The sequence below is a fragment of the Cedecea neteri genome (genome assembly GCF_000757825.1).
Lineage (GTDB): Bacteria > Pseudomonadota > Gammaproteobacteria > Enterobacterales > Enterobacteriaceae > Cedecea > Cedecea selenatireducens.
On record NZ_CP009451.1, the window covers coordinates 4,086,588 to 4,108,894 of the forward strand.

At 55.7% G+C, this 22,307-nt stretch carries 24 protein-coding genes; 19 read left to right on the forward strand and 5 right to left on the reverse strand.

The genetic code is table 11. From position 1 onward, the window contains the following. The first annotated feature begins 289 nt into the window (after window positions 1-289). The 8 genes from cvpA (at window position 290) to hisP (ending at window position 7,329) form a co-directional block, all read left to right on the forward strand. A complete protein-coding gene (gene cvpA / locus JT31_RS18950; RefSeq protein ID WP_008459721.1) occupies window positions 290-775 on the forward strand; it encodes a colicin V production protein in 486 nt (161 codons plus the stop codon). A 38-nt stretch (window positions 776-813) separates the two neighbouring features. Beyond that, window positions 814-2,331 (forward strand): amidophosphoribosyltransferase, encoded by a 1,518-nt coding sequence (purF, locus tag JT31_RS18955; protein ID WP_038480767.1) that lies wholly within the window; start codon window positions 814-816, stop codon window positions 2,329-2,331. Window positions 2,332-2,454: 123 nt separating this feature from the next. Beyond that, the gene (locus JT31_RS18960; RefSeq protein WP_038480770.1) at window positions 2,455-3,027 is read left to right on the forward strand and encodes a UbiX family flavin prenyltransferase; all 573 of its coding nucleotides are present in this window, start codon (window positions 2,455-2,457) and stop codon (window positions 3,025-3,027) included. A 287-nt stretch (window positions 3,028-3,314) separates the two neighbouring features. After that, the gene (gene argT, locus JT31_RS18965; RefSeq protein ID WP_038480773.1) at window positions 3,315-4,097 is read left to right on the forward strand and encodes a lysine/arginine/ornithine ABC transporter substrate-binding protein ArgT; all 783 of its coding nucleotides are present in this window, start codon (window positions 3,315-3,317) and stop codon (window positions 4,095-4,097) included. Window positions 4,098-4,288: 191 nt separating this feature from the next. Next, window positions 4,289-5,071 carry a histidine ABC transporter substrate-binding protein HisJ gene (gene hisJ, locus JT31_RS18970; protein ID WP_038480776.1) on the forward strand — a complete coding sequence of 261 codons (783 nt, stop codon included), beginning with the start codon at window positions 4,289-4,291 and terminating at the stop codon, window positions 5,069-5,071. 77 nt (window positions 5,072-5,148) lie between these two features. Beyond that, window positions 5,149-5,835: a histidine ABC transporter permease HisQ gene (locus tag JT31_RS18975; RefSeq protein WP_038480779.1), complete on the forward strand. Its 687-nt coding sequence runs from the start codon at window positions 5,149-5,151 to the stop codon at window positions 5,833-5,835. Then, window positions 5,832-6,545, forward strand: a complete 714-nt coding sequence (locus JT31_RS18980; protein ID WP_038480783.1) for an ABC transporter permease — start codon at window positions 5,832-5,834, stop codon at window positions 6,543-6,545. Before JT31_RS18975 ends, JT31_RS18980 begins: the two co-directional genes overlap by 4 nt. A gap of 10 nt (window positions 6,546-6,555) precedes the next feature. Then, window positions 6,556-7,329 carry a histidine ABC transporter ATP-binding protein HisP gene (gene hisP, locus JT31_RS18985; protein WP_038480786.1) on the forward strand — a complete coding sequence of 258 codons (774 nt, stop codon included), beginning with the start codon at window positions 6,556-6,558 and terminating at the stop codon, window positions 7,327-7,329. Between the two features lie 233 nt (window positions 7,330-7,562). Here hisP and JT31_RS18990 read toward each other — a convergent pair whose 3' ends face one another. After that, window positions 7,563-8,513, reverse strand: a complete 951-nt coding sequence (locus tag JT31_RS18990) for a sugar-binding transcriptional regulator (protein ID WP_038480789.1) — start codon at window positions 8,511-8,513, stop codon at window positions 7,563-7,565. Between the two features lie 194 nt (window positions 8,514-8,707). Here JT31_RS18990 and dalD point away from each other — a divergent pair, with 194 nt between their 5' ends. From dalD to JT31_RS19005, 3 genes are all read left to right on the forward strand, one after another. Continuing rightward, complete coding sequence (gene dalD / locus JT31_RS18995; protein ID WP_038480792.1) at window positions 8,708-10,102, forward strand: D-arabinitol 4-dehydrogenase; 1,395 nt, start codon at window positions 8,708-8,710, stop codon at window positions 10,100-10,102. Between the two features lie 9 nt (window positions 10,103-10,111). Further along, window positions 10,112-11,578: a xylulokinase gene (gene xylB, locus JT31_RS19000; protein ID WP_038480795.1), complete on the forward strand. Its 1,467-nt coding sequence runs from the start codon at window positions 10,112-10,114 to the stop codon at window positions 11,576-11,578. Between the two features lie 62 nt (window positions 11,579-11,640). After that, the gene (locus tag JT31_RS19005) at window positions 11,641-12,918 is read left to right on the forward strand and encodes an MFS transporter (RefSeq protein ID WP_038480798.1); all 1,278 of its coding nucleotides are present in this window, start codon (window positions 11,641-11,643) and stop codon (window positions 12,916-12,918) included. Between the two features lie 35 nt (window positions 12,919-12,953). Here the strand turns inward: JT31_RS19005 and JT31_RS19010 are convergent, their stop codons facing one another. From JT31_RS19010 to yfcG, 3 genes are all read right to left on the reverse strand, one after another. Beyond that, window positions 12,954-13,847, reverse strand: coding sequence for a TIGR01777 family oxidoreductase (locus JT31_RS19010; RefSeq protein WP_038480801.1), 894 nt, complete (start codon window positions 13,845-13,847; stop codon window positions 12,954-12,956). Between the two features lie 23 nt (window positions 13,848-13,870). Then, on the reverse strand, window positions 13,871-14,230 hold the full coding sequence (gene folX, locus JT31_RS19015; protein WP_176982330.1) for a dihydroneopterin triphosphate 2'-epimerase: 360 nt from the start codon (window positions 14,228-14,230) through the stop codon (window positions 13,871-13,873). A 77-nt stretch (window positions 14,231-14,307) separates the two neighbouring features. Next, window positions 14,308-14,937 (reverse strand): GSH-dependent disulfide bond oxidoreductase, encoded by a 630-nt coding sequence (yfcG, locus tag JT31_RS19020; protein WP_038480807.1) that lies wholly within the window; start codon window positions 14,935-14,937, stop codon window positions 14,308-14,310. Between the two features lie 152 nt (window positions 14,938-15,089). Between yfcG and yfcF the strand changes: the two genes are divergently transcribed. From yfcF to yfcD, 3 genes are read left to right on the forward strand one after another with little or no spacing between them, the layout of a single operon-like run. Further along, entirely contained in the window at window positions 15,090-15,734 is a 645-nt protein-coding gene (gene yfcF / locus JT31_RS19025) for a glutathione transferase (RefSeq protein ID WP_038480810.1), read from the forward strand. Window positions 15,735-15,791: 57 nt separating this feature from the next. Next, window positions 15,792-16,343: a phosphodiesterase gene (yfcE, locus tag JT31_RS19030; RefSeq protein ID WP_038480813.1), complete on the forward strand. Its 552-nt coding sequence runs from the start codon at window positions 15,792-15,794 to the stop codon at window positions 16,341-16,343. A 58-nt stretch (window positions 16,344-16,401) separates the two neighbouring features. Further along, entirely contained in the window at window positions 16,402-16,944 is a 543-nt protein-coding gene (gene yfcD / locus JT31_RS19035) for an NUDIX hydrolase YfcD (RefSeq protein WP_038480816.1), read from the forward strand. Window positions 16,945-17,001: 57 nt separating this feature from the next. On the opposite strand, the gene JT31_RS19040 is transcribed toward yfcD, so the two are convergent. After that, a complete protein-coding gene (locus tag JT31_RS19040) occupies window positions 17,002-18,021 on the reverse strand; it encodes a LacI family DNA-binding transcriptional regulator (protein WP_038480819.1) in 1,020 nt (339 codons plus the stop codon). A gap of 257 nt (window positions 18,022-18,278) precedes the next feature. On the opposite strand from JT31_RS19040, the gene JT31_RS19045 reads away from it, so the two are divergent. From JT31_RS19045 to JT31_RS19065, 5 genes are all read left to right on the forward strand, one after another. Further along, window positions 18,279-18,722 (forward strand): PTS sugar transporter subunit IIA, encoded by a 444-nt coding sequence (locus tag JT31_RS19045; protein WP_038480822.1) that lies wholly within the window; start codon window positions 18,279-18,281, stop codon window positions 18,720-18,722. Between the two features lie 85 nt (window positions 18,723-18,807). Then, window positions 18,808-19,080, forward strand: coding sequence for a PTS sugar transporter subunit IIB (locus JT31_RS19050; protein WP_038480825.1), 273 nt, complete (start codon window positions 18,808-18,810; stop codon window positions 19,078-19,080). 21 nt (window positions 19,081-19,101) lie between these two features. Continuing rightward, on the forward strand, window positions 19,102-20,493 hold the full coding sequence (locus tag JT31_RS19055) for a PTS ascorbate transporter subunit IIC (protein ID WP_038480828.1): 1,392 nt from the start codon (window positions 19,102-19,104) through the stop codon (window positions 20,491-20,493). Beyond that, on the forward strand, window positions 20,493-21,326 hold the full coding sequence (locus tag JT31_RS19060) for a transketolase (protein ID WP_038480831.1): 834 nt from the start codon (window positions 20,493-20,495) through the stop codon (window positions 21,324-21,326). Before JT31_RS19055 ends, JT31_RS19060 begins: the two co-directional genes overlap by 1 nt. Continuing rightward, window positions 21,319-22,272 carry a transketolase family protein gene (locus JT31_RS19065; RefSeq protein WP_038480835.1) on the forward strand — a complete coding sequence of 318 codons (954 nt, stop codon included), beginning with the start codon at window positions 21,319-21,321 and terminating at the stop codon, window positions 22,270-22,272. Before JT31_RS19060 ends, JT31_RS19065 begins: the two co-directional genes overlap by 8 nt. The last annotated feature ends 35 nt before the right edge of the window (window positions 22,273-22,307 follow it).

Here is a 22,307-nt window from a genome sequence, read left to right on the forward strand (position 1 = left end):
CACCGAACGGTTCCCTCGCCCCTCTGGGGAGAGGGGGAAGGCCATTACACCGAACGGTTCCCTCGCCCCTCTGGGGAGAGGGTTAGGGTGAGGGGAAAAACGACGCCATACCGTCACTTCGCCTCTAAAAGGTGAGGGGAAAACTGGCACTTTTTTAATGGCGTTGATGCTTTTTTCAACGCCATTATTTATTTACGCGCGGGAAGGAAATCCCTACGCAAACGTTTTCTTTTTCTGTTAGAATTCGCCCCGAACTGGACGTCAGGGCAATTTGTCACGAGATTTTTTCATGATCTGGATAGATTACGCCATCATTGCGGTTATCGGTTTTTCTTGTCTGGTAAGCGTAATACGTGGGTTTGTGAAGGAAGCGTTATCGCTTGTGACCTGGGGATGTGCTTTCTTTGTCGCCAGTCATTACTACACTTATCTGTCAGTCTGGTTCACTGGCTTTGAAGACGAACTGGTACGTAATGGGATAGCTATCGCGGTGCTGTTTATCGCGACGCTGATTGTCGGTGCGATAGTCAATTATGTGATTAGCGCGCTGGTGCAAAAAACCGGCCTGTCGGGTACAGACAGGGTGTTGGGGATCTGCTTTGGCGCCTTGCGTGGCGTACTGATCGTCTCCGCCATTCTGTTCTTCCTGGATACCTTTACCGGTTTTTCAAAAAGCGATGACTGGCAAAAGTCGCAGCTTATCCCGCAATTCAGTTTCATCATCAGATGGTTCTTTGACTATCTGCAAAGCTCGTCAAGTTTCTTGCCCCGCTAATCGTAGCGGGGGGTGTGGCTTAATGAGGAAAAGACAACATGTGCGGTATTGTCGGTATCGCCGGTTTCATGCCGGTAAACCAGTCGATTTATGATGCGTTAACGGTGCTTCAGCACCGTGGCCAGGATGCCGCAGGCATCGTCACCATCGACGCTTTAAATTGCTTCCGTCTGCGTAAAGCGAATGGCCTGGTGAGCGATGTGTTTGAAGCCCGCCACATGCAGCGTCTGCAGGGGAATATGGGCATCGGCCACGTGCGTTACCCAACCGCAGGCAGTTCCAGCGCTTCAGAAGCCCAGCCTTTCTACGTTAACTCTCCTTACGGGATAACCCTGGCGCATAACGGTAACCTGACCAATGCCCACGAGCTGCGTAAAAAGCTGTTTGAAGAAAAACGCCGCCACATTAACACCACCTCTGATTCTGAAATCCTGCTGAATGTCTTTGCCAGCGAGCTGGATAACTTCCGCCATTATCCGCTGGAGGCCGACAACATTTTTGCCGCCATCGCCGCCACTAACCGCCAGATTCGCGGCGCTTATGCCTGCGTAGCGATGATTATCGGTCACGGCATGGTTGCCTTCCGCGATCCGAACGGCATTCGCCCGCTGGTTATCGGCAAGCGTGACCTGGGCGACGGCCGCACCGAATACATGGTGGCCTCCGAGAGCGTGGCGCTGGACACCCTGGGCTTTGAGTTCCTGCGTGATATCGCGCCGGGCGAAGCGGTCTACATCACCGAGAAAGGCCAGCTGTTTACTCGTCAATGCGCCGATAACCCGGTCAGCAATCCGTGCCTGTTCGAGTACGTCTATTTTGCTCGTCCGGACTCGTTTATCGACAAGATCTCCGTTTACAGCGCGCGCGTTGAGATGGGGAAAAAGCTTGGCGAGAAGATTGCCCGCGAATGGGAAGACCTGGATATCGACGTGGTCATTCCTATTCCCGAAACTTCCTGTGACATCGCGCTGGAAATTGCCCGTATTCTGGATAAACCGTACCGCCAGGGGTTTGTGAAAAACCGCTACGTGGGCCGCACGTTTATCATGCCGGGCCAGCAGCTGCGCCGTAAGTCCGTGCGCCGTAAGCTGAACGCCAACCGCGCCGAGTTCCGTGATAAAAACGTGCTGCTGGTGGATGACTCCATCGTGCGCGGGACTACGTCCGAGCAGATTATCGAGATGGCGCGTGAAGCCGGAGCCAAAAAGGTTTACCTGGCTTCAGCCGCACCGGAAATTCGCTTCCCTAACGTCTATGGCATCGACATGCCAAGCGCCAACGAGCTGATTGCTCACGGCCGTGAAGTGGACGAAATTCGCCAGATAATCGGCGCTGACGGCCTGATTTTCCAGGACCTGGACGACCTTATCGAAGCGGTGCGCGTGGAAAACCCGGACATCACCCAGTTTGAATGTTCGGTGTTCAACGGCATCTACGTGACAAAAGACGTTGACCACAAATACCTGCAGTATCTCGAATCCCTGCGTAACGACGACTCCCAGGCACTGGCGCGTCAGAACGAAGTGGAAAACTTAGAGATGCACAACGAAGGCTAATCGGCCTTGGCCTCTCTCCTGCAAAGGGGAGAGGCTCGTTCTTCCCCTCCCGGTTCCGCCAGCCTTGCATCCCACCTCATCTTGCGGCAAAGTCAGCCCAGATATTCTCTATGGGCAAATTCAATGAAACGACTGATCGTCGGTATTTCCGGAGCCAGCGGCGCTATTTATGGGGTGCGTTTACTGCAAATCCTGCAGCAGTTGCCGGAGGTAGAAAGCCACCTGGTAATGAGCAACGCAGCTCGCCAGACGCTGGCGCTGGAAACCGATTACTCGCTGCGCGACGTTCAGGCGCTGGCGGACGTCGTGCATGACGCTCGTGATATTGCCGCCAGCATTTCCTCCGGCTCGTTTAAGACCATGGGCATGGCGGTGCTGCCGTGCTCGATTAAAACGCTGTCCGGCATCGTACACAGCTATACGGACGGGTTGTTGACCCGCGCAGCGGACGTGGTGTTGAAAGAGCGCCGCCCGCTGGTGCTTTGCATTCGTGAAACGCCGCTGCACCTTGGCCACCTGAGGCTGATGACTCAGGCCTCCGAGCTGGGCGCGGTGATTATGCCGCCGGTGCCCGCGTTTTATCATCGGCCGCAAACGCTGCAGGATATCGTTGACCAGACGGTGAACCGGGTGCTGGATCAGTTTGATCTTGAGCTGCCTGAAGACCTGTTCGTTCGCTGGGGCGAGCACAAGTAATGCACTGATGCGGTGCGTCACAAAATGATTGCCTCATAATGGGGCAATTCTGCAACGCCGATCGCTTTTAGAAGATTTAATCCGCGAAAATCCCTTCCCCCTCTAGTCCCGCTTCCCAGAACTGCTATCTTTCAAACTAGCGCGAAGTTGCAACGTTTTATTAACATAAATCAGCGGCTTTTTCCCACGCAGGAAAAAGTGGCATGAGAACTGCAACTCTTCGTTTGCCAAGGCATTACCACACAACAAGACATCACAAATAAGAAAGCCAAACTTGAGGGTATCGTATGAAGAAGTCGGTTCTTGCACTGTCTTTACTGCTCGGCCTGTCCAGCGCAGCCAGCGTGTTTGCAGCAATTCCGCAAACCGTCCGTATTGGTACCGACGCGACCTACGCGCCATTCTCCTCGAAAGATGCTAAGGGGGATTTTGTTGGGTTTGATATCGATTTGGGGAACGAACTTTGCAAACGCATTCAGACCAAGTGTACGTGGGTTGGCAGCGACTTTGACTCCCTGATCCCGTCGCTGAAAGCGAAGAAAATCGACGCCATTATCTCATCGCTGTCGATAACCGAAAAACGCCAGCAGGAAATCCTCTTCTCCGACAAGCTGTATGCGGCGGACTCTCGCCTGATCGCGGCCAAAGGCTCTCCGATTCAGCCGACGCTCGAATCGCTGAAAGGCAAGCACGTTGGGGTGCTGCAGGGCTCTATCCAGGAGACCTACGGCAACGCCGAATGGCGCCCGAAAGGGGTTGATGTGGTGGCTTATGCCAACCAGGATTTGATCTACTCTGACCTGGCTGCAGGGCGCCTGGATGCTGCATTCCAGGACGAAGTGGCCGGGAGCGAAGGTTTCCTGAAGCAGCCTGCCGGGAAAGACTATGCCTTTGCGGGCTCTTCCGTGAAGGACAAGAAGTACTTTGGTGACGGGACAGGCATCGGCCTGCGTAAAGATGACACTGAGCTGAAGGCCGCATTCGACAAAGCGCTGGGCGAAATACGCAAAGACGGCACTTACGACAAATTAGCGAAAAAGTACTTCGACTTTAATGTTTACGGCGAATAAGTTTATCCCTTAGTCTGTAGCCCGGTTATGAATATATTCTTAACCGGGCAGGATAACTATGCAGTGGTGCAGTCACGTTCCGGCTGCACCTTTATGGTGCGAAAACGTTGTATTCGCAACGTGTTGCGTAAGTTTTCCCTGTTTGTAGTGGGTGTGAGCCTTAAGTAACGGACAGTCTATTGAGGATAATTATGAAAAAGTTGGTTTTGTCTCTTTCTCTGGTGCTGGCATTTTCCAGCGTGACCACAGCCTTCGCCGCTATTCCGAAAAACCTGCGGATCGGCACTGACCCAACCTATGCACCATTCGAATCTAAAAATGCTCAGGGCGAGCTGGTCGGTTTTGATATCGATCTGGCGAAAGAACTCTGTAAGCGCATTAACACCAAATGCACCTTCGTTGAAAACCCATTAGATGCGCTGATCCCGTCGCTGAAGGCGAAGAAGATCGACGCCATCATGTCTTCCCTGTCTATCACCGAGAAGCGCCAGCAGGAAATCGCGTTCACCGACAAGCTGTACGCGGCTGACTCTCGCCTGGTGGTAGCCAAAGGTTCTCCTATTCAGCCAACTCTTGAGTCGCTGAAAGGCAAGCGCGTGGGCGTGCTGCAGGGCACCACGCAAGAAACTTACGGCAATGAACACTGGGCGCCAAAAGGTATCGAGATTGTTTCCTATCAGGGGCAGGACTCGATTTACGCTGACCTGGCCGCCGGGCGTATCGACGCCGCATTCCAGGATGAAGTGGCCGCCAGCGAAGGCTTCCTGAAACAGCCTGTCGGCAAAGATTACCAGTTCGGCGGCCCGTCTATTAAAGACGACAAGCTGTTTGGCGTCGGCACCGGCATGGGCCTGCGTAAAGAAGATAACGAGCTGCGTGAGGCGCTGAACAAGGCCTTTGCGGAGATGCGTAAAGACGGCACGTATGAGAAGTTAGCGAAGCCGTACTTTGATTTTAATGTGTATGGTGAATAACCCTTACCGGTGATAAAGGCCCCGCGTCAGACGGGGCCCATTAAGCAGCAGCAAACACTGACGACAGGATACGCACCATGTTGTATGGCTTTTCTGAAGTAATTTTTAAAGGGGCTCTGGTTACGCTTGAGCTGGCGCTCGCCTCGGTTGTCCTTTCCGTGCTGATTGGGCTTGCCGGTGCTGGCGCAAAACTGTCCAAAAATCGTCCGCTCGCATTACTGTTTGAGGGCTACACCACGCTGATTCGCGGGGTGCCGGACCTGGTGCTGATGCTGTTAATTTTCTACGGGCTGCAGATGCTGCTCAACAGCATTACCGATGCGCTGGGCATGGCGCAGTTTGATATCGACCCGATGGTGGCGGGTATTATCACCCTCGGCTTTATCTACGGCGCTTATTTTACCGAAACCTTCCGTGGCGCATTTCTGGCAGTGCCAAAAGGCCACATTGAAGCTGCAACCGCGTTTGGCTTTACCGGCTCCCAAACCTTCCGCCGTATTCTGTTCCCGGCCATGATGCGCTACGCGCTGCCGGGGATCGGTAACAACTGGCAGGTTATTCTCAAGGCAACCGCGCTGGTTTCCCTGCTCGGCCTCGAAGATGTGGTGAAGGCCACGCAGCTCGCCGGGAAAAGCACCTGGCAGCCGTTCTACTTCGCCATTGTCGCCGGGATTATCTATCTGGTCTTTACTACGGTTTCAAACGGGGTGCTGCTCTGGCTTGAACGTCGCTATTCCGTTGGCGTGAAGAGGGCGGAGCTATGATTGATATTATTCACGATTACTGGCAGTCCCTGCTGTGGACCGACGGTTACCGCTTTACGGGCGTGGCGATCACGCTATGGCTGCTTATTTTGTCGGTGGTGATGGGCGGGATTCTGGCGCTGTTCCTCGCCATCGGGCGCGTCTCCAGTAACAAATTTATCGCGTTCCCGATCTGGCTCTTTACCTACATTTTTCGCGGTACGCCGCTCTACGTACAGCTGCTGGTTTTCTACTCGGGGATGTACACGCTGGAGATAGTCAAAGGCACTGAATTGCTGAATGCCTTCTTCCGCAGCGGCCTCAACTGTACCGTGCTGGCGTTGACGCTGAACACCTGTGCTTATACCACGGAGATTTTTGCCGGAGCCATTCGCTCGGTGCCTCATGGCGACATTGAAGCGGCGCGCGCCTACGGCTTTTCAAAAGTGAAAATGTATCGCTGTATCATTCTGCCTTCGGCGCTGCGCATCGCGCTGCCGGCGTACAGCAACGAAGTGATCCTGATGCTGCACTCCACGGCGCTGGCGTTTACCGCCACGGTGCCGGATCTGCTCAAGATTGCCCGCGATATTAACTCCGCAACCTACCAGCCGTTTACCGCGTTTGGCATCGCGGCCGTGCTGTATTTGATTATCTCTTATGTGTTGATAAGCCTGTTCCGTAAAGCGGAAAAACGCTGGCTGCAGCACGTTAAACCCGCTTCGCACTGAGTGACTTCTGATGGCTGAAAATAAATTAAACGTAACGGATCTGCACAAACGCTACGGCGAACATGAAGTGCTCAAAGGGGTGTCACTGAAGGCTAACGCCGGAGATGTCATCAGCATCATCGGTTCGTCTGGCTCGGGCAAAAGTACCTTTTTGCGCTGCATTAACTTTCTCGAAAAACCGAGCGAAGGCACGATTGTCGTCAGCAACCAGAACATCAATCTGGTGCGGGATAAAGACGGCCAGCTCAAAGTGGCCGATAAAAACCAGCTGCGCCTGCTGCGCACCCGGCTGACGATGGTGTTCCAGCACTTTAACCTGTGGAGCCACATGACGGTGCTGGAAAACGTGATGGAAGCGCCTATTCAGGTGCTGGGGCTGAGTAAGCAGGAATCGAAAGAGCGGGCGATTAAGTACCTGGCAAAAGTCGGCATCGACGAACGCCAGTACGTTAAATACCCGGTGCATCTGTCCGGGGGCCAGCAGCAGCGTGTTTCTATCGCCCGTGCGCTGGCGATGGAGCCGGAAGTGCTGCTGTTTGATGAGCCAACTTCGGCGCTAGATCCTGAGTTGGTCGGGGAAGTGCTGCGCATTATGCAAAAGCTGGCAGAAGAGGGGAAAACGATGGTCGTCGTGACGCACGAGATGGACTTTGCCCGTCACGTGTCCAGCCACGTTATCTTCCTGCATCAGGGCCGTATTGAAGAAGAAGGCCCGCCGGCCGAGCTGTTCGGCAGTCCGAAAAGCGCTCGCCTGCAGCAGTTCCTTTCCGGATCGCTGAAGTAATCCCTCACCCTAACCCTCTCCCAGAGGGAGAGGGGATTTAATGGTTTCCCCCTTCCCAGAGGGAGAGGGGATTTAATGGTTTCCCCCTTCCCAGAGGGAGAGGGGATTTAATGGTTACCCCCTTCCCAAAGGGAGAGGGGATTTAATGGTTACCCCCTTCCCGGAGGGAGAGGGCATTTATAATTTCCCCCCTCTCCCTCCGGGAGAGGGTCGGGGTGAGGGTGAAGAATGCATCACTCCTCGCCCAACAACCTCACCGCCGTACTCTCATCCGTCACCAGGCCTGACATCCAATGGCCGGTCAATGCCGCCTTGATGGCAGCAAACTTACGCTCTCCGCCGGAAAAAGCGATGATCTTACGCGGGTTGTCGCTTTGCAGCGGCACGCTGGTCAGCAGGGCATCCAGCTCGCTGTAGACGCGCTGGCCGTCGTGGTTAAAGAAATGCCCCAGCATTTCACCGGCAACGCCCTGGCCGTGCAGCATGTTGACCTGCTCATCGGTAATAAATCCTTCGGCATTCAGCGGGCAGCCGATGTCCACCTCGCCAACGCCGAGAAACGCGACGTTGGCCGCCAGCGCCCGGTCGGTCACGCGCTGGTACACTTTGTGGCGACACCACATGTCGCGGTCTTCTTCGCTATCGGCATACAGCGGGGCGGGGATGAAAAAGTATTTACCCTGCATTTTCTCCGCCATTTTGAGCGGCATGTCATAGCGCGTCCCCGAGTCATCACGCGCAATCGCCCCAATCATCGACACGCAGTGGTGCTGCGGGCGTTCGACCCACGGCAGGACGTCGATGATTGAGCGCAGCGTTTTGCCGGAGCCAATGCCGAAGACCTGCGGCTGCTCGTCGGCGATAAACTGCGACATCACTTCGGCACCTTCCACCGCCAGCATCTGCTGGATGGCCTCATCGTCCAGCCCTTCCGAGGGCACCACGCGGCAGATTTCCAGACCGAAACGTTCCCGGACCCGCTGCGCCAGCTTCAGGCAGCGGGCAACCGGATGGGCGATTTTCACCGTCACCATACCCTGCTCGCGTGCGGAAGAAACCAGCCGCTGGGCGACCTGGCGAGAAATCCCCAGCTCACGGGCGATATCCTGCTGCGTCATGCCCGCCACGTAATACATCCAGGCGACGCGCGCGGCTTGTTCTTGTTTTTTCTCTTCTCTGCTCATGGCGGCACCTTATGGCTCTATTGCAGCGCATTCTACCCCGCGCGTGCTTCGTTGGTAATTGGGCAAAAGTCATTTTTATGGGCAAATGTTATCGATGTGAGTTTGATCTCAGAAAGTCGGGGCTGGCCGCAACTAGACTATAACAAACGGGCAAATGCCCTTAAAAATGACAAATGCTTAATTTGAGGTGAATCATGACGACGAAATCGGTATGGATGCATATTGGCGCAGGTTCTTTCCACCGTGCCCATCAGGCGTGGTATCTCAATCAGCTGATCAAGCAGGGCGATGACGGCTGGAGTATTTCGCTGGGCAACATCCGGAATGATGCCGGCGACCTACTGAGCCAGCTGGCGGCGCAGCACGGCGAATATGTGCTGGAAACTGTTACCCCGGAAGGCGAGCGTGCCTACGAAAAGATCTCTTCTATCCGCAAAGTACTGCCGTGGGATAAAGAGATTACTGCCCTGGTTGAAGAGGGCGCCAAAGCGTCGACCCGCGTGATTGCCTTCACCGTGACCGAAGCCGGGTACTACCTCACCCCGCAGCATGAGCTGGACGTTAATCAGGCGGATGTCAAAGCCGATCTCGCCGGAGGCATTACTACGCTGTACGGCGCGCTGAGCCGCATTTTGCATCATCGTATGAGCCACGGCGGCGAGCCGGTAACGCTGCTTAACTGCGATAACCTGCGCCACAACGGCGAACGCTTCCGCCACGGTTTCCTGTCGTTCCTGAAGATGAAGGGCGATCGCGCACTGTTCGACTGGGTGACCACCCATACCGTTTCGCCTAACACCATGGTTGACCGCATTACGCCGCGTCCTACGGCGGATATTGCCCCGCGGGTGAAAGCGGCTACCGGGTTCGACGACAAAGTGCCGGTGATGGGAGAGTCCTTTATCCAGTGGGTTATTGAGGATGATTTTATTAACGGCCGTCCGGCGTTAGAGAACGTTGGTGTCGAAATGGTGAAATCCGTGCTGCCGTATGAAGAGGCAAAAATCCGCATTCTGAACGCCAGCCACAGCTGCATTGCCTGGGCCGGCACGCTTACCGGCCTTAGCTACATCGATGAAAGCACCGTGCAGCAGCCGATTAAACAGATGGCGTGGGACTACGTCACGGAGGATGTCATTCCTTCGCTGTCGCCCAGCCCGCTGGATCTGGCCGGGTATCGTGACGTTGTGCTGGCCCGCTTTAGCAATCCGTATATCAAAGATACCAACCAGCGCGTGGCGGCCGACGGCCTGTCCAAGATCCCCGGTTTTATCACGCCAACGTTGATTGAGTGCTACCAGCGAGGTGAGGAACCTGCGGCAACGGCGGTTCTGCCCGCGCTGTTCTTCCTGTTCCTGCAGCGTTGGGCCCAGGGCCAGCTGCCTTACCAGTACCAGGACGGCGTCATGCAGGACGACGCTATTCGCGCCTTATTCACTTCTCCTGAGCCGCTCAAGGCCTTTGTCAGCGATGAAACCTTGTTTGCCGAACTCGCCCATTCCTCAGCTTTCCATGAGCTGATGGCGCGAACGGTCGCCCGGCTGGAAGCGTGGATCGCCTCTGTGCAGCAGCCGCTGGCGACAGCTTAAGGAGGCGCTATGTATCTCGGAATCGATATCGGCACGTCTGAACTAAAGGCTTTGCTCATCGACGGGCAGGGCGAAATCCTGGGCTCTGCTCACGCGGCGCTAACCGTTCAGCGCCCGCATCCGCACTGGGCTGAACAGGATCCTGAAGCCTGGTGGCAGGCGACGCAGCAGGTGGTTTCTACTCTGCGCCAGCAAATACCAGATGCCTGGGCGCAGATCCGCGCTATTGGCCTGTCCGGGCAGATGCACGGCGCGGTGCTGCTGGACGGCCAGGGAGAAGTGCTGCGCCCCTGCATTCTGTGGAACGACACGCGTAGCGCAGAAGAATGCGCTCGACTCACCGAAGAACATCCGCAATTTCTGACCATCAGCGGCAACCTGGTGATGCCCGGCTTTACCGCCCCGAAGCTTCGCTGGGTGGCGGAGCATGAACCGGAAATCTTTTCCCGCGTGGATAAGGTGCTGCTGCCGAAAGATTACCTGCGCTGGCGGCTGAGCGGTGAGTTTGTCTCTGACCCGTCAGACGCCGCCGGAACGCTGTGGCTGGACGTGGCAAAGCGCGACTGGTCAGACAAACTGCTGGCGGCTACCGGGCTAACCCGCAGCCAGATGCCGAGGCTGGTGGAGGGCAGCGAAGTTAGCGCTGTTTTACGTTCAGCTCTGGCGACCGAGTGGGGGCTTAGCTCCGGCGTTAAAATCGCCGGCGGCGGGGGCGATAACGCTACCTCGGCAGTAGGCGTTGGCGCGGTGAATAACGGCGACGCGTTTATTTCGCTCGGCACGTCCGGCGTTATCTTCGTGGTTAACGACGAGCTGCAAACCCGGCCTGAGTCCGGCGTGCATGCCTTTTGCCACGCTTTACCCCAGCGCTGGCACCAGATGAGCGTGATGCTCAGCGCCGCCAGCTGTCTGCGCTGGGTGTGCAATTTGCTGTCGGTCACTGAAAGCCAGCTCATGGAGGAGATGGCCGGGCTGAGCGACGAGCAGAAAAAGCATGCGCCTGTTTTCCTGCCCTATCTGTCAGGGGAGCGCACGCCGCACAACGATGCTCACGCCATGGGGAGTTTCTTTGCGCTAAACCATGAAACCAGCCGTGCCTTGCTGGGGTATTCGGTGATTGAGGGCGTGACCTTTGGCCTGGCGGACGGCATGGCGGTGCTGGAGACGTCCCGCAGCCAGATTACCCAATGCAGCCTGACCGGCGGAGGGGCGCGCAGCGCTATCTGGGCGCAGCTGATTGCCGACGTGCTGGATGTGCCGATTGTGACGCATCCGGCCAGCTCTTCCGGCGCGCTCGGCGCAGCTCGTCTTGGCTGGCTGGCCGATGGTGGGGTGGAAGAGGTGGTTTGCCGCAAGCCTCCCGTTCAGTTGCGCTTCACGCCGCGCAAAGCCTTGCAGACTGTGCTGCAGCAGCGTTTGTCCGTGTTCCACCTGCTTTACCAACAACAAAAAGCCGCTCGTAAGCTGCTGCCCTGACCGCCCTCCCGGCGGCCTTTCCGCTGCCGGGAACCCTGTATCCGAGAACGAGGAAGAGTGTTATGCAATCTAAACACTACTGGTTTGGTTTACCTAAACATCTGCTGTGGGGATTTATCGCCATCGCTATTTTTATGAGCGGCGATGGTTTCGAGATGGCGTTTTTGTCTAAGCACATTACCGACATGGGCTTTACGCCCGCGCAATCGGCGATGGTGTTTACCCTGTATGGTCTTGCGGCAGGCCTGGCGGCCTGGGCTTCCGGTGTAGTGGCTGAGCTTATCACCCCGCAAAAAGCGATGCTGATTGGTTTTGTGACCTGGGTAGTGATGCACGCATTGTTTATGACGCTCGGCCTGGGGATGCGTAACTACCCGCTGATGCTGCTGTTCTACGGCATTCGCGGCCTGGCCTATCCGCTGTTTATCTACTCCTTCATGTTGATGCTGGTGCAGGTGGTACCGCGTGAGAGGCTGGCGGCGGCGACCGGCTGGTTCTGGGCTATGTACTCTATCGGTATTGGCGTGGTGGGGAGCTATCTGCCAAGCCTGACTATCCCGGCATTTGGCGAAACGGGCACGCTGTGGATGGCCATTGCCTGGGTAACGGGCGGCGGGCTTATCGCCTTCTTCAGCCTGCGTAATGTGCCGGTTGACCGCTCGCGGATTCATCTGCCGCTGCGCGAGAAAATGACGGAGATGTCGCGGGCGGTGACCATCCTGTTCAGCAACCGTGACGTGTTTTATGCCTGCCTGATCCGCATTATCAACACGCTGTCTCTGTTTGGCTTCGCGATAGTGATGCCGCTGCTGTTTGTTGATCGTCTCGGCTTCACGATTTCTGAGTGGCTACAGATTTGGGCGGTGTTCTTCTTTGTCACCATTTTCACCAATATCTTTTGGGGAATTATGGGGGAGTACATCGGTTGGATCCGCCAGGTGCGCTGGTTCGGCTGTTTAGGCATGGCGATTTCCAGCCTGACGTTTTATTACCTGCCGGTGTGGGTGGGGCATAACTTCTGGGTCGCGCTGATCCCGGCTGTGATGCTTGGCACCTTTGTCGCGGCGTTTGTGCCGATGACGGCGGTATTTCCAACGCTGGAGCCACACCATCGCGGAGCGGCCATCTCCATCTATAACCTGTCCGCGGGGATGAGCAACTTTGTGGCACCGGCTATTGCCTCGCTGATCCTGCCGTTCTTCGACATTGTGGGCGTGGTCTGGGCGTATACCGGGCTGTATCTGTTTGCGGGCGTACTGACGTTTATTATCAAAGTCCCGCAGCCGAAGCGAGAAAAAAACAAAACCAGCTCAGGGGAAATGAGTCCTGTAGAGCCGTAAAATGAAAAGCCGGGGATAAGCCCGGCTTTTTGCTGTTAGCGAATCACATCACCCAGCGCTTCGTCTAAGTCGAACCAGCGGAAGCCAAAGCCTGACTCTTCCAGACGTTTAGGTAGCGCCCGCTGCCCGCCGAGCACTAAAACAGAGGATTCCCCCATCAGCAGACGAATCGCCGTGGCCGGGGCGCGAAGAATGGCCGGGCGTTTGAGCGCGTGGCCCAGGGCGTGAGAAAACTGTTCGTTGCGCACCGGGTAAGGGGAAACCATATTAAACGGCCCGCGCAGGTCGTTATCCAGTAGCCAGAGAATGCCGTTCACCATATCGTCGATGTGGATCCATGCCAGATACTGGCGGCCATTGCCGATGGGGCCGCCCAGCCCGAGCCGGAACAGCGGCAGCATTTTGGCCAGAATGCCGCCTTTAGGGGCTAATACAACGCCGGTGCGTAACAGGCAAACTCGCGTCTTTTCACTTTGCGCGCCGCAGGCAATTTGCTCCCAGCGGGCGCAAAGCTTGTGGGTGAATTCGTTGTGGGGCGGTTCATCTTCGGTGACGACCACTTCGCCGAGGTCGCCATAGTAGCCGGTGGCGGAGCCGGAAATAAACGCTTTGGGGGGCTGCTGGCTGGCCTTAAACAGTTCGACCAGCCGCTCGGTAATTTGCCAGCGGCTCTGGCACAGAAGCTGTTTTTGTTCCTCGCTCCAGCGTTTATCGGCGATCGGTTCACCGGCCAGGTTTATGACTGCGTCAAAGGCGTCGAGATTTTGTAAGCCGTCGAGCCCTTTGAGCAGCGCCACGCGCTTGTCCAGCCGCTTGCTGGCCTTTTCCGGCGAGCGGGTAACGACCGACACCTGATGGTTAAGCTCAAGCAGGCGAGATATCAGGTGGCGGCCAATTAATCCGCTGCCGCCGGTAATCAGGATCTCCATACGTACCTCCCACCAGAAAGCGCTTATCGCCGCCAGCTCAGGGTCATGGATACCGAGTCGGCGTAGCGGAGCGCGTGAAGTTTATCGATCTCCACTTCAGCATATGTCACCCAGGGATGAGCACATGCGATATTCAGCACATCCTGAGTTAATTTTTCCAGCAGCGAGAAGCGGTTATTCTCGACCAGCTGAATTATCTCTTTGGTCACGGTGCGGTAGTTCAGCGCATCGTTGATGTTCTCGCTGGCCCTTGCTTTGCCGGCAGGATAGTGGAGCGCGACGTTAATCACGATGTCCTGTCGGTTGGCAATCTCTTCTTCTTTGATGCCAATAAAGGTACGCAGGCGCAGATTTTTAATGCGAATAATGGCGTCTGGTTGCATGGATGACATTGCAGGTTCCTTATAAGTCTTTTCCCGCCACAGGATACACCAGCGCGGGAAAAAACCTGAACCGGGGATTACGCCTTCTCTGCCTGCTGATAAGCCTTCACGGTGGCAGGTCGGGTTCGTATCCGTTCAAACCAGTTTCTGACCGCCGGGAAATTGGCCAGGTCAACGCGCTGGCGTTCATGAGACACCACCCACGGCCAGGCCGCGATGTCCGCTATGCTGTAATCGTGGCCACCAAGCCACGGGGCTTTCTCAAGTTGTTTGTTGAGTACGCCATAAAGGCGCTGGGTTTCGACCTGATAGCGCTCTATGGCATACGGCACGGGCTGAGGGGCAAAATGGTTGAAATGGTGGTTTTGGCCCAGCATAGGCCCAAAGCCGCCAACTTGCCAAAACAGCCACTGCAGCGTGGCGTGGCGGACGCGCAGTTCTTTGCTGAGGAGCAGCCCGGTTTTATCGGCCAGGTAAAGCAGGATTTCGCCGGACTCAAAGAGGCTCAGAGGCTCGCCGCCGTCGGCAGGCTTATTATCGACGATGGCAGGAATTTTGTTATTCGGTGAGATAGCCAGGAAAGCCGGGCGGAACTGGTCGCCTTTGCCGATATCGATACGGTGGATTTTGTAATCCAGGCCAGCTTCTTCGAGAAAAAGGGTGATTTTATGGCCGTTTGGGGTAGGCGCATAATAAAGATCGATCATGGTCACTCCAGGGGTTAGCACATTTTTAACAAACGTTTTGAGTATAGGCATTTTTGCTCATGCCGCACCGGAATGGTGCGTTTTAAGCGGATGACAAAACGGTTTTTTCGCTCTATGTTCAATAACCTGACGCGCGAATAAATGAGGATATGATGAGCCAGCCTGCCATGACGTTGTGGACCGATAGCCACTATTTTAGCCCGTATGCGTTTTCAGTTTTTGTTGCGCTGAAGGAGAAGGGGCTCGCCTTTTCGCTGCAAACTGTTGATCTCGCCAGCGGTCAGAATTTGAAACCGGGCTGGAAGGGCTTCGATCTCACTCGTCGCGTGCCCGTGCTGGCCGTTGGGGATTTTGTGCTCAGCGAATCCTCCGCTATTGATGAGTATCTGGAGGAACGTTTTTCCCCGCCGACGTGGGAGCGTATTTATCCTCATGACATCGAAAAACGTGCCCGCGCGCGCCAGGTTCAGGCGTGGCTGCGCAGCGACCTGATGCCGATCCGGGAAGAACGTTCTACGGACGTGGTTTTCGCCGGTAAGAAGAAACCCGCGCTGAGTTCAGCCGGTCAGCAGGCAGCGGAGAAACTGATCGCGACCGCAGAGCGCTTGCTTCCAGAGGGGCAGCAGAATTTATTCGGCGAGTGGTCGATTGCCGATACCGATTTGGCATTGATGCTCAACCGCCTGATTTTGAATGGGGATGACGTGCCGGAACGGCTGAAAGAGTATGCCAGCTTCCAGTGGCAGCGCGCTTCGGTACAGCTTTGGCTGGCGCTGTCGGTGAAAAACGCAGGCTGATGGCGGGCTGATAATTCGATATCATTGGCTGATTATCATTACAGGAGCCAGGGATAAATGAAGCTAATGTTTGCCTCGGACCTTCACGGTTCGTTACCCGCCACGGAAAAAGTGCTGGAACGCTTTGCGCAAAGCGAAGCGAAATGGCTGGTGATATTGGGCGATATACTGAACCACGGCCCGCGTAACGCGCTGCCTGAAGGCTACAATCCCCCGGCGGTAGCGCAATGCCTTAACGGCGTCGCCGATAAAATTATTGCGGTACGTGGAAATTGCGACAGCGAAGTTGATCAGATGCTGCTTCAGTTTCCCATCACCGCGCCCTGGCAGCAGGTTTTGCTGGCCCGGCAGAGGCTATTTCTCACCCACGGGCATCTCTATCATCCGGATAACCTGCCGCCTTTGGCCGCTGGCGATGTTCTGATTTTCGGCCATACGCATCTTCCGGTTGCAGAAAAGCACGAACAGATCTATTTGTTTAATCCAGGCTCTGTCAGCATACCGAAGGGCGGTTTTGAGGCCAGTTACGGGATGCTTGATGATGGCGTTCTGACCGTTCGCACGCTGGAGAGTAATGGGGTTATTGCACAGGTGAGCATTACCCCGTAACGTTGACAGGTTAATCCAATAACGCGCCGTAAGAGCGCCCCTGAATAAGGTTTCCCCGATGGTGGAACAGAGTCATTTTGTCGGCACGGAATGGGTAGATATTGTTAATGAAGACAATGAGGTCATCGCACAGGCTAGCCGCGAGCAAATGCGCGCGCAGCGGCTGCGTCATCGCGCGACCTATATTGTGGTTCACGACGGTATGGGCAAAATTCTGGTACAGCGTCGTACCGAAATCAAAGACTTCATGCCGGGCATGCTGGATGCCACCGCGGGCGGAGTCGTGCAGGCGGATGAACAAATGCTGGAGTCTGCTCGCCGTGAGGCGGAAGAGGAACTCGGTATTGCAGGCGTACCTTTTGCCGAACACGGTCAGTTCTACTTCGAAGACAACAGCTGCCGCGTGTGGGGCGGGCTCTTTAGCTGTGTTTCTCACGGGCCTTTCGCGCTGCAGGAAGAAGAAGTCAGCGAAGTCAGCTGGATGTCGCCGGAAGAAATCACCGCGCGCTGCGACGAATTTACCCCTGATTCGCTGAAGGCGCTGGCGCTGTGGATGACCCGCAACGCCAAAAATGAGTCTCAAAGCGAACAGAGCGAGTAATTGTTTACCCTCACCCCGATCCTCTTCAAGTAAGGAGGGGACCAGGGTGAGGGGAAATCAGCAGCTGTCCCGCATACATAGCGAAGACGCGATAGTCGGGCTGCGATTCCACTCTTCTTCGTTTATCCTCGCCAGCAGCGCCCGTCCTGCCTCAATCCCAATTTTACGATGCGGTACCGCGATGGTTGTTAGCGCAGGCTGACACACGCGGCTTACGTCGCTGTCACCAAACCCGACGATGGCTAAGTCGTCAGGGACTTTGATGCGTCGACGCTGGCATTCGTACAGCGCGCCGCAGGCCAGCTCATCTGACACGCACACCAGCGCATCCAGCTCCGGCCAGGCCAGCAAAAACTCGGGTAGCTGTGCGGCCCCGGTGGAAAAGCTCGGTGGCGCAGCGGCGTTGATCACCCGGTTAGGCGACATATGGTGGCGCAGCATCGCTTTGTACCAACCCTGAAGGTGCTGCTGGAAAATCCACTGCTCCTGGTTGGCGCACAGCAGGCCGATGTTCTGATAGCCACGGTGGATAAGCATTTCCGTCAGTTCAAACATTGCCGCGACGTTATCAATGCCGATGTTCATGTCCAGCGGGTCGGCGCGCGTGGCACCTATCTCCAGAACAGGAATACTGGCATGTCTGAGCCAGCCGCGCACCGTGTCACTGTGCTCAACGCTGAGTAAAATCGCCGCCGCGATATTGGAGGCGAGCAGCGTTTCCAGCAGCTTTTCCTCCTGCTCCAGCCGATGCTGAGACTCCGCAAGCACTATCTGATATCCCGCCGGCTGCAGCACCTGCTGGAGGCCGGCAAACATTTCGTTGCAGCCTGATTCGGCCAGGCTTGGTACGACCATCGCAATGGTGTACGAAGAGGCTGACGCCAACGCGCTTGCCGCAAGGTTTGGCATGTAACCCAGTTCGGAAACGGCCGCTTCGATTTTTTCGCGTAATTTATCGGAAACCTGCTCCGGCGTTCTTAACGCTCGCGAGACGGTCATGGTACCGACTCCCGCGAGCTGAGCCACATCTGCAAGCGTCACCTTACCGGTACTACGCCGCTTTCGGGTTATGGACATTGTGATTCCTGATTCTCGTACCTGAAAAACGCCAGGCTGACGTTGGCCCCTGAAAATGAAGGGGAAATATCGCTCAAGTATACGCCTGAAATCGTGTGTCTTAATGCGATTTAACACAATGATTGCATTTTGATAGCGCTATCACAAAACCGAGTGATAGTTATTGGTAGCGCTATCTTTGTGATGCTAGTCACAGTTAAACCCGAGACCGTTGAATAAAGTTTGCCCATCATCAACGTCGATTTCGAGAGGGTATCGTGCTTAACCAATGGCTGCATCAGGGGACTATCCAGCTTCACGACAACGCCGCTAGCTGGCAGCAGGCGCTGGAAATTAGCGCCCAGCCGCTGCTGGATGCGGGAATTATTGCCCCACATTACCTGACGGCCATCATGCAACAGCATCAAAAGCTGGGGCCTTATTATGTGCTGGCGCCGGGCCTGGCGATGCCGCATGCGCGGCCGGAAGAAGGCGCCACCGGGCTTGGGCTGTCTCTGTTAAAGCTGAAGCAGGGCGTCAGCTTTCATTCCGAAGGCAACGATCCGGTAGACGTTATTATTATGCTGGCGGCACCCGACAGTCACAGCCACATTGAAATGATTTCCGCGCTCGCCGAGCTATTTTCCAGCGACGAAGATATGGCATTACTGCATCAGGCCAATAACCTGGAGGAAATACAAAAAATAATTAATCGATTCTAGTTTTTTAATTTAACACCATGGTTTTTTACGTTGCATTGAAAAATGCGATGCGCTCGTACTCTACAAAAAATATAAGGTAAACACGATGAAGATAATGGCAATCTGCGGTTCCGGCCTGGGCAGTAGCTTTATGGTCGAAATGAATATTAAAAAGGTGCTTAAAAAACTCAATATTGAAGCGGAAGTTGAGCACTCTGATTTATCCTCCGCCACACCGGGAGCGGCTGATGTATTTGTGATGGCGAAAGACATTGCCGCCAGCGCAAGCCTGCCGGACAGTCAGCTGGTGGTTATCAACAACATCATCGATATCAATGAGCTGGAAAATAAGCTTAGCGCTTATTTTGCTGGTCGTTAATCATAATTAGCGGAGGCGGATATGTTTATCCTTGGTACGCTGAATTTTATTGTTGATATTCTAAAGGTTCCGGCCATTCTCGTCGGGCTGATAGCATTAATTGGCCTGGTGGCACAAAAGAAGTCATTTTCTGATGTGGTGAAGGGCTCAATTAAAACCGTTCTGGGCTTTATTGTTCTGGGCGGCGGTGCCACCGTATTAGTGGGGTCTTTGAATCCACTGGGCGGCATGTTTGAACATGCATTTAATATCCAGGGCATTATTCCTAATAATGAAGCGATTGTTTCCATCGCGCTGGAAAAATACGGGGCATCAACGGCGTTGATCATGGCCTTCGGGATGGTGGCGAACATTATTGTGGCTCGCTTTACCCGCCTGAAGTACATCTTCCTGACCGGCCATCATACGTTCTATATGGCGTGTATGATCAGCGTCATCCTGACGGTGGCGGGCTTTGAAGGCGTACCGCTGGTGTTTACCGGCTCGCTGATCCTTGGCCTGATCATGGCGTTCTTCCCGGCCATTGCGCAGCGCTATATGCGCCGTATCACCGGCACCGATGACATCGGTTTTGGCCACTTCGGCACGCTGGGCTACGTCTTGTCCGGCTGGATCGGCAGCAAGTGCGGCAAGGGCTCACGCTCAACGGAAGAGATGAACCTGCCGAAGAACCTGAGCTTCCTGCGTGACAGCTCAATCTCCATCTCCCTGACCATGATAATCATCTACATGATCCTCGCGATTTGCGCGGGCCAGACGTATGTAGAAGAGAAGCTGAGCGGCGGCCAGAACTTCCTGGTTTACTCCATTATTCAGGCAATTACCTTTGCGGCCGGGGTGTTCATCATCCTGCAGGGCGTGCGCTTGATTCTGGCGGAAATCGTCCCGGCGTTTACCGGTTTCTCCGAGAAGCTGGTGCCAAATGCTCGCCCGGCGCTGGACTGCCCGGTGGTTTACCCATACGCGCCAAACGCCGTGCTGATTGGCTTCCTGTTCAGCTTCCTTGGCGGTCTTGTCGGGCTGTTCCTGCTGGGGCAGATGAAGCTGGTACTGATTTTGCCGGGCGTGGTGCCTCACTTCTTTACCGGGGCTACCGCTGGCGTGTTTGGTAACGCTACCGGCGGCCGACGCGGCGCAATGGTGGGCTCTTTCGCCAACGGCCTGCTGATCACCTTCCTGCCGGTTCTGCTGCTGCCTGTGCTGGGGGCGCTTGGCTTCGCCAACACCACGTTCTCCGACGCTGACTTCGGTGTGGTAGGCATTATCCTCGGCAACCTGGCGCGCTTCCTGTCACCAGCGGCGATTACCGCAGTGGTCGTTGCCGTCTTTGCGGTACTGGTCGGGTTCAACTATCTGGGCAAAGGAAAAGGCACTCCTGCCGTACACACTGAAGATAATACGGGGGCTAAATAATGAATGAACTGGCAGACGTCTCGCGGTTTGCGCGCGATATCCGGGTGGAGACGCTGAAGGCGCTCACGCAGCTGGGGTTCGGTCACTACGGCGGCAGCATGTCGGTGGTGGAAACGCTGGCGGTGCTGTATGGCGAGGTGATGAATATCGATCCGGGTGACCCTGACTGGGCAGAGCGCGACTACTTTGTGCTGTCGAAGGGGCATGCTGGCCCGACGCTGTACAGCACGCTGGCGCTGAAGGGATATTTCCCGGTCGAGCAGTTGGCTACTCTGAATGAGAATGGGACCAGCCTGCCGAGCCACCCTGACCGCCTGAAAACTCGCGGCGTGGACGCCACCACCGGTTCGCTGGGGCAGGGGATTTCTATCGCCGCCGGTATTGCGCTGTCCCACAAGCTGGCGCAGCGCCGTAACCGGGTATTCAGCATCGTCGGCGACGGCGAGCTGAACGAGGGGCAGTGCTGGGAGGCTTTCCAGTTTATTGCTCATCACCGCCTCAATAACCTGACGGTTTTTGTCGACTGGAACAAGCAACAGCTGGACGGCGAGCTGGACGAAATCATCTGCGCCTTCGATCTGGAAGAGAAGTTTAGCGCCTTCGGTTTTGACGTGGTGAAGGTGAAAGGGGATGACATCGCCGGCTTGCTGGCAGCGGTGAAGCCCGTGCGCAGCGGCGAGCAGCGCCCTCTGCTGGTGATCCTCGACAGCGTGAAGGGGCAAGGCGTGCCGTATCTTGAACAACTGGGTAACTCTCACCATCTCCGCCTGACGGAGCAGTCAAAACAGGCGCTGGAGCAGGCCATCGCGCAACTGGAGGCGGAACATGATTAAGGTAAGCCAGACCGGCGGCCAGGACGCCGTTGAGATGCGGAAAATCTATGCCGGGTTTGTTCAGCAGCAGATTAGCGAAGACAGCGGTATTATCGCGCTGGAAGCTGACCTGATGAGTTCGATGGCGATGGACGGCGTACAGCGAGATAACCCGCAGCACGTGATTAACTGCGGCATCATGGAAGCCAACGTGATTGGCGTGGCGGCAGGCCTGTCGCTGACCGGCCGTAAGCCGTTTGTTCATACTTTTACCGCCTTCGCCAGCCGCCGCTGCTTTGACCAGCTGTTTATGTCGCTGGATTACCAGCGCAATAACGTCAAGGTTATCGCTTCTGACGCCGGGGTAACGGCCTGCCATAACGGCGGTACCCATATGTCGTTCGAAGATATGGGCATTGTGCGTGGGCTGGCACACTCCATCGTGCTGGAGGTGACCGACGCGGTGATGTTTAAGGACATTCTGCGCCAGCTGATCGCGCTGGAAGGTTTCTACTGGGTGCGCACTATTCGTAAGCAGGCGGCTACCGTTTATGAGGAAGGCTCGACCTTCACCATCGGCAAAGGCAACGTGCTGCGCGAAGGCACGGACATTACGCTGATAGCCAACGGGATTATGGTTGCAGAAGCGCTAAAAGCAGCTCAGCAGCTTGAGCTGGAGGGCGTCAGCGCGGCGGTGATCGATATGTTCACCCTCAAGCCTGTCGACCGCATGCTGGTGAAGAACTACGCCGAGAAAACCGGGCGCATCGTCACCTGTGAAAACCACAGTATTCACAACGGACTGGGGTCAGCGGTGGCGGAAGTGCTGGTGGAGACCTGCCCTGTGCCGATGCGAAGAGTGGGCGTGAAGGAGCGTTACGGCCAGGTTGGCACTCAGGACTTCCTGCAGCAGGAATATGGCCTGACGGCGGCCGATATTGTGAAGGCGGCTAAAGAGCTACTGTAGAGGGCTAAAGCAATAAAAAAGGCAGCCAGGTGGCT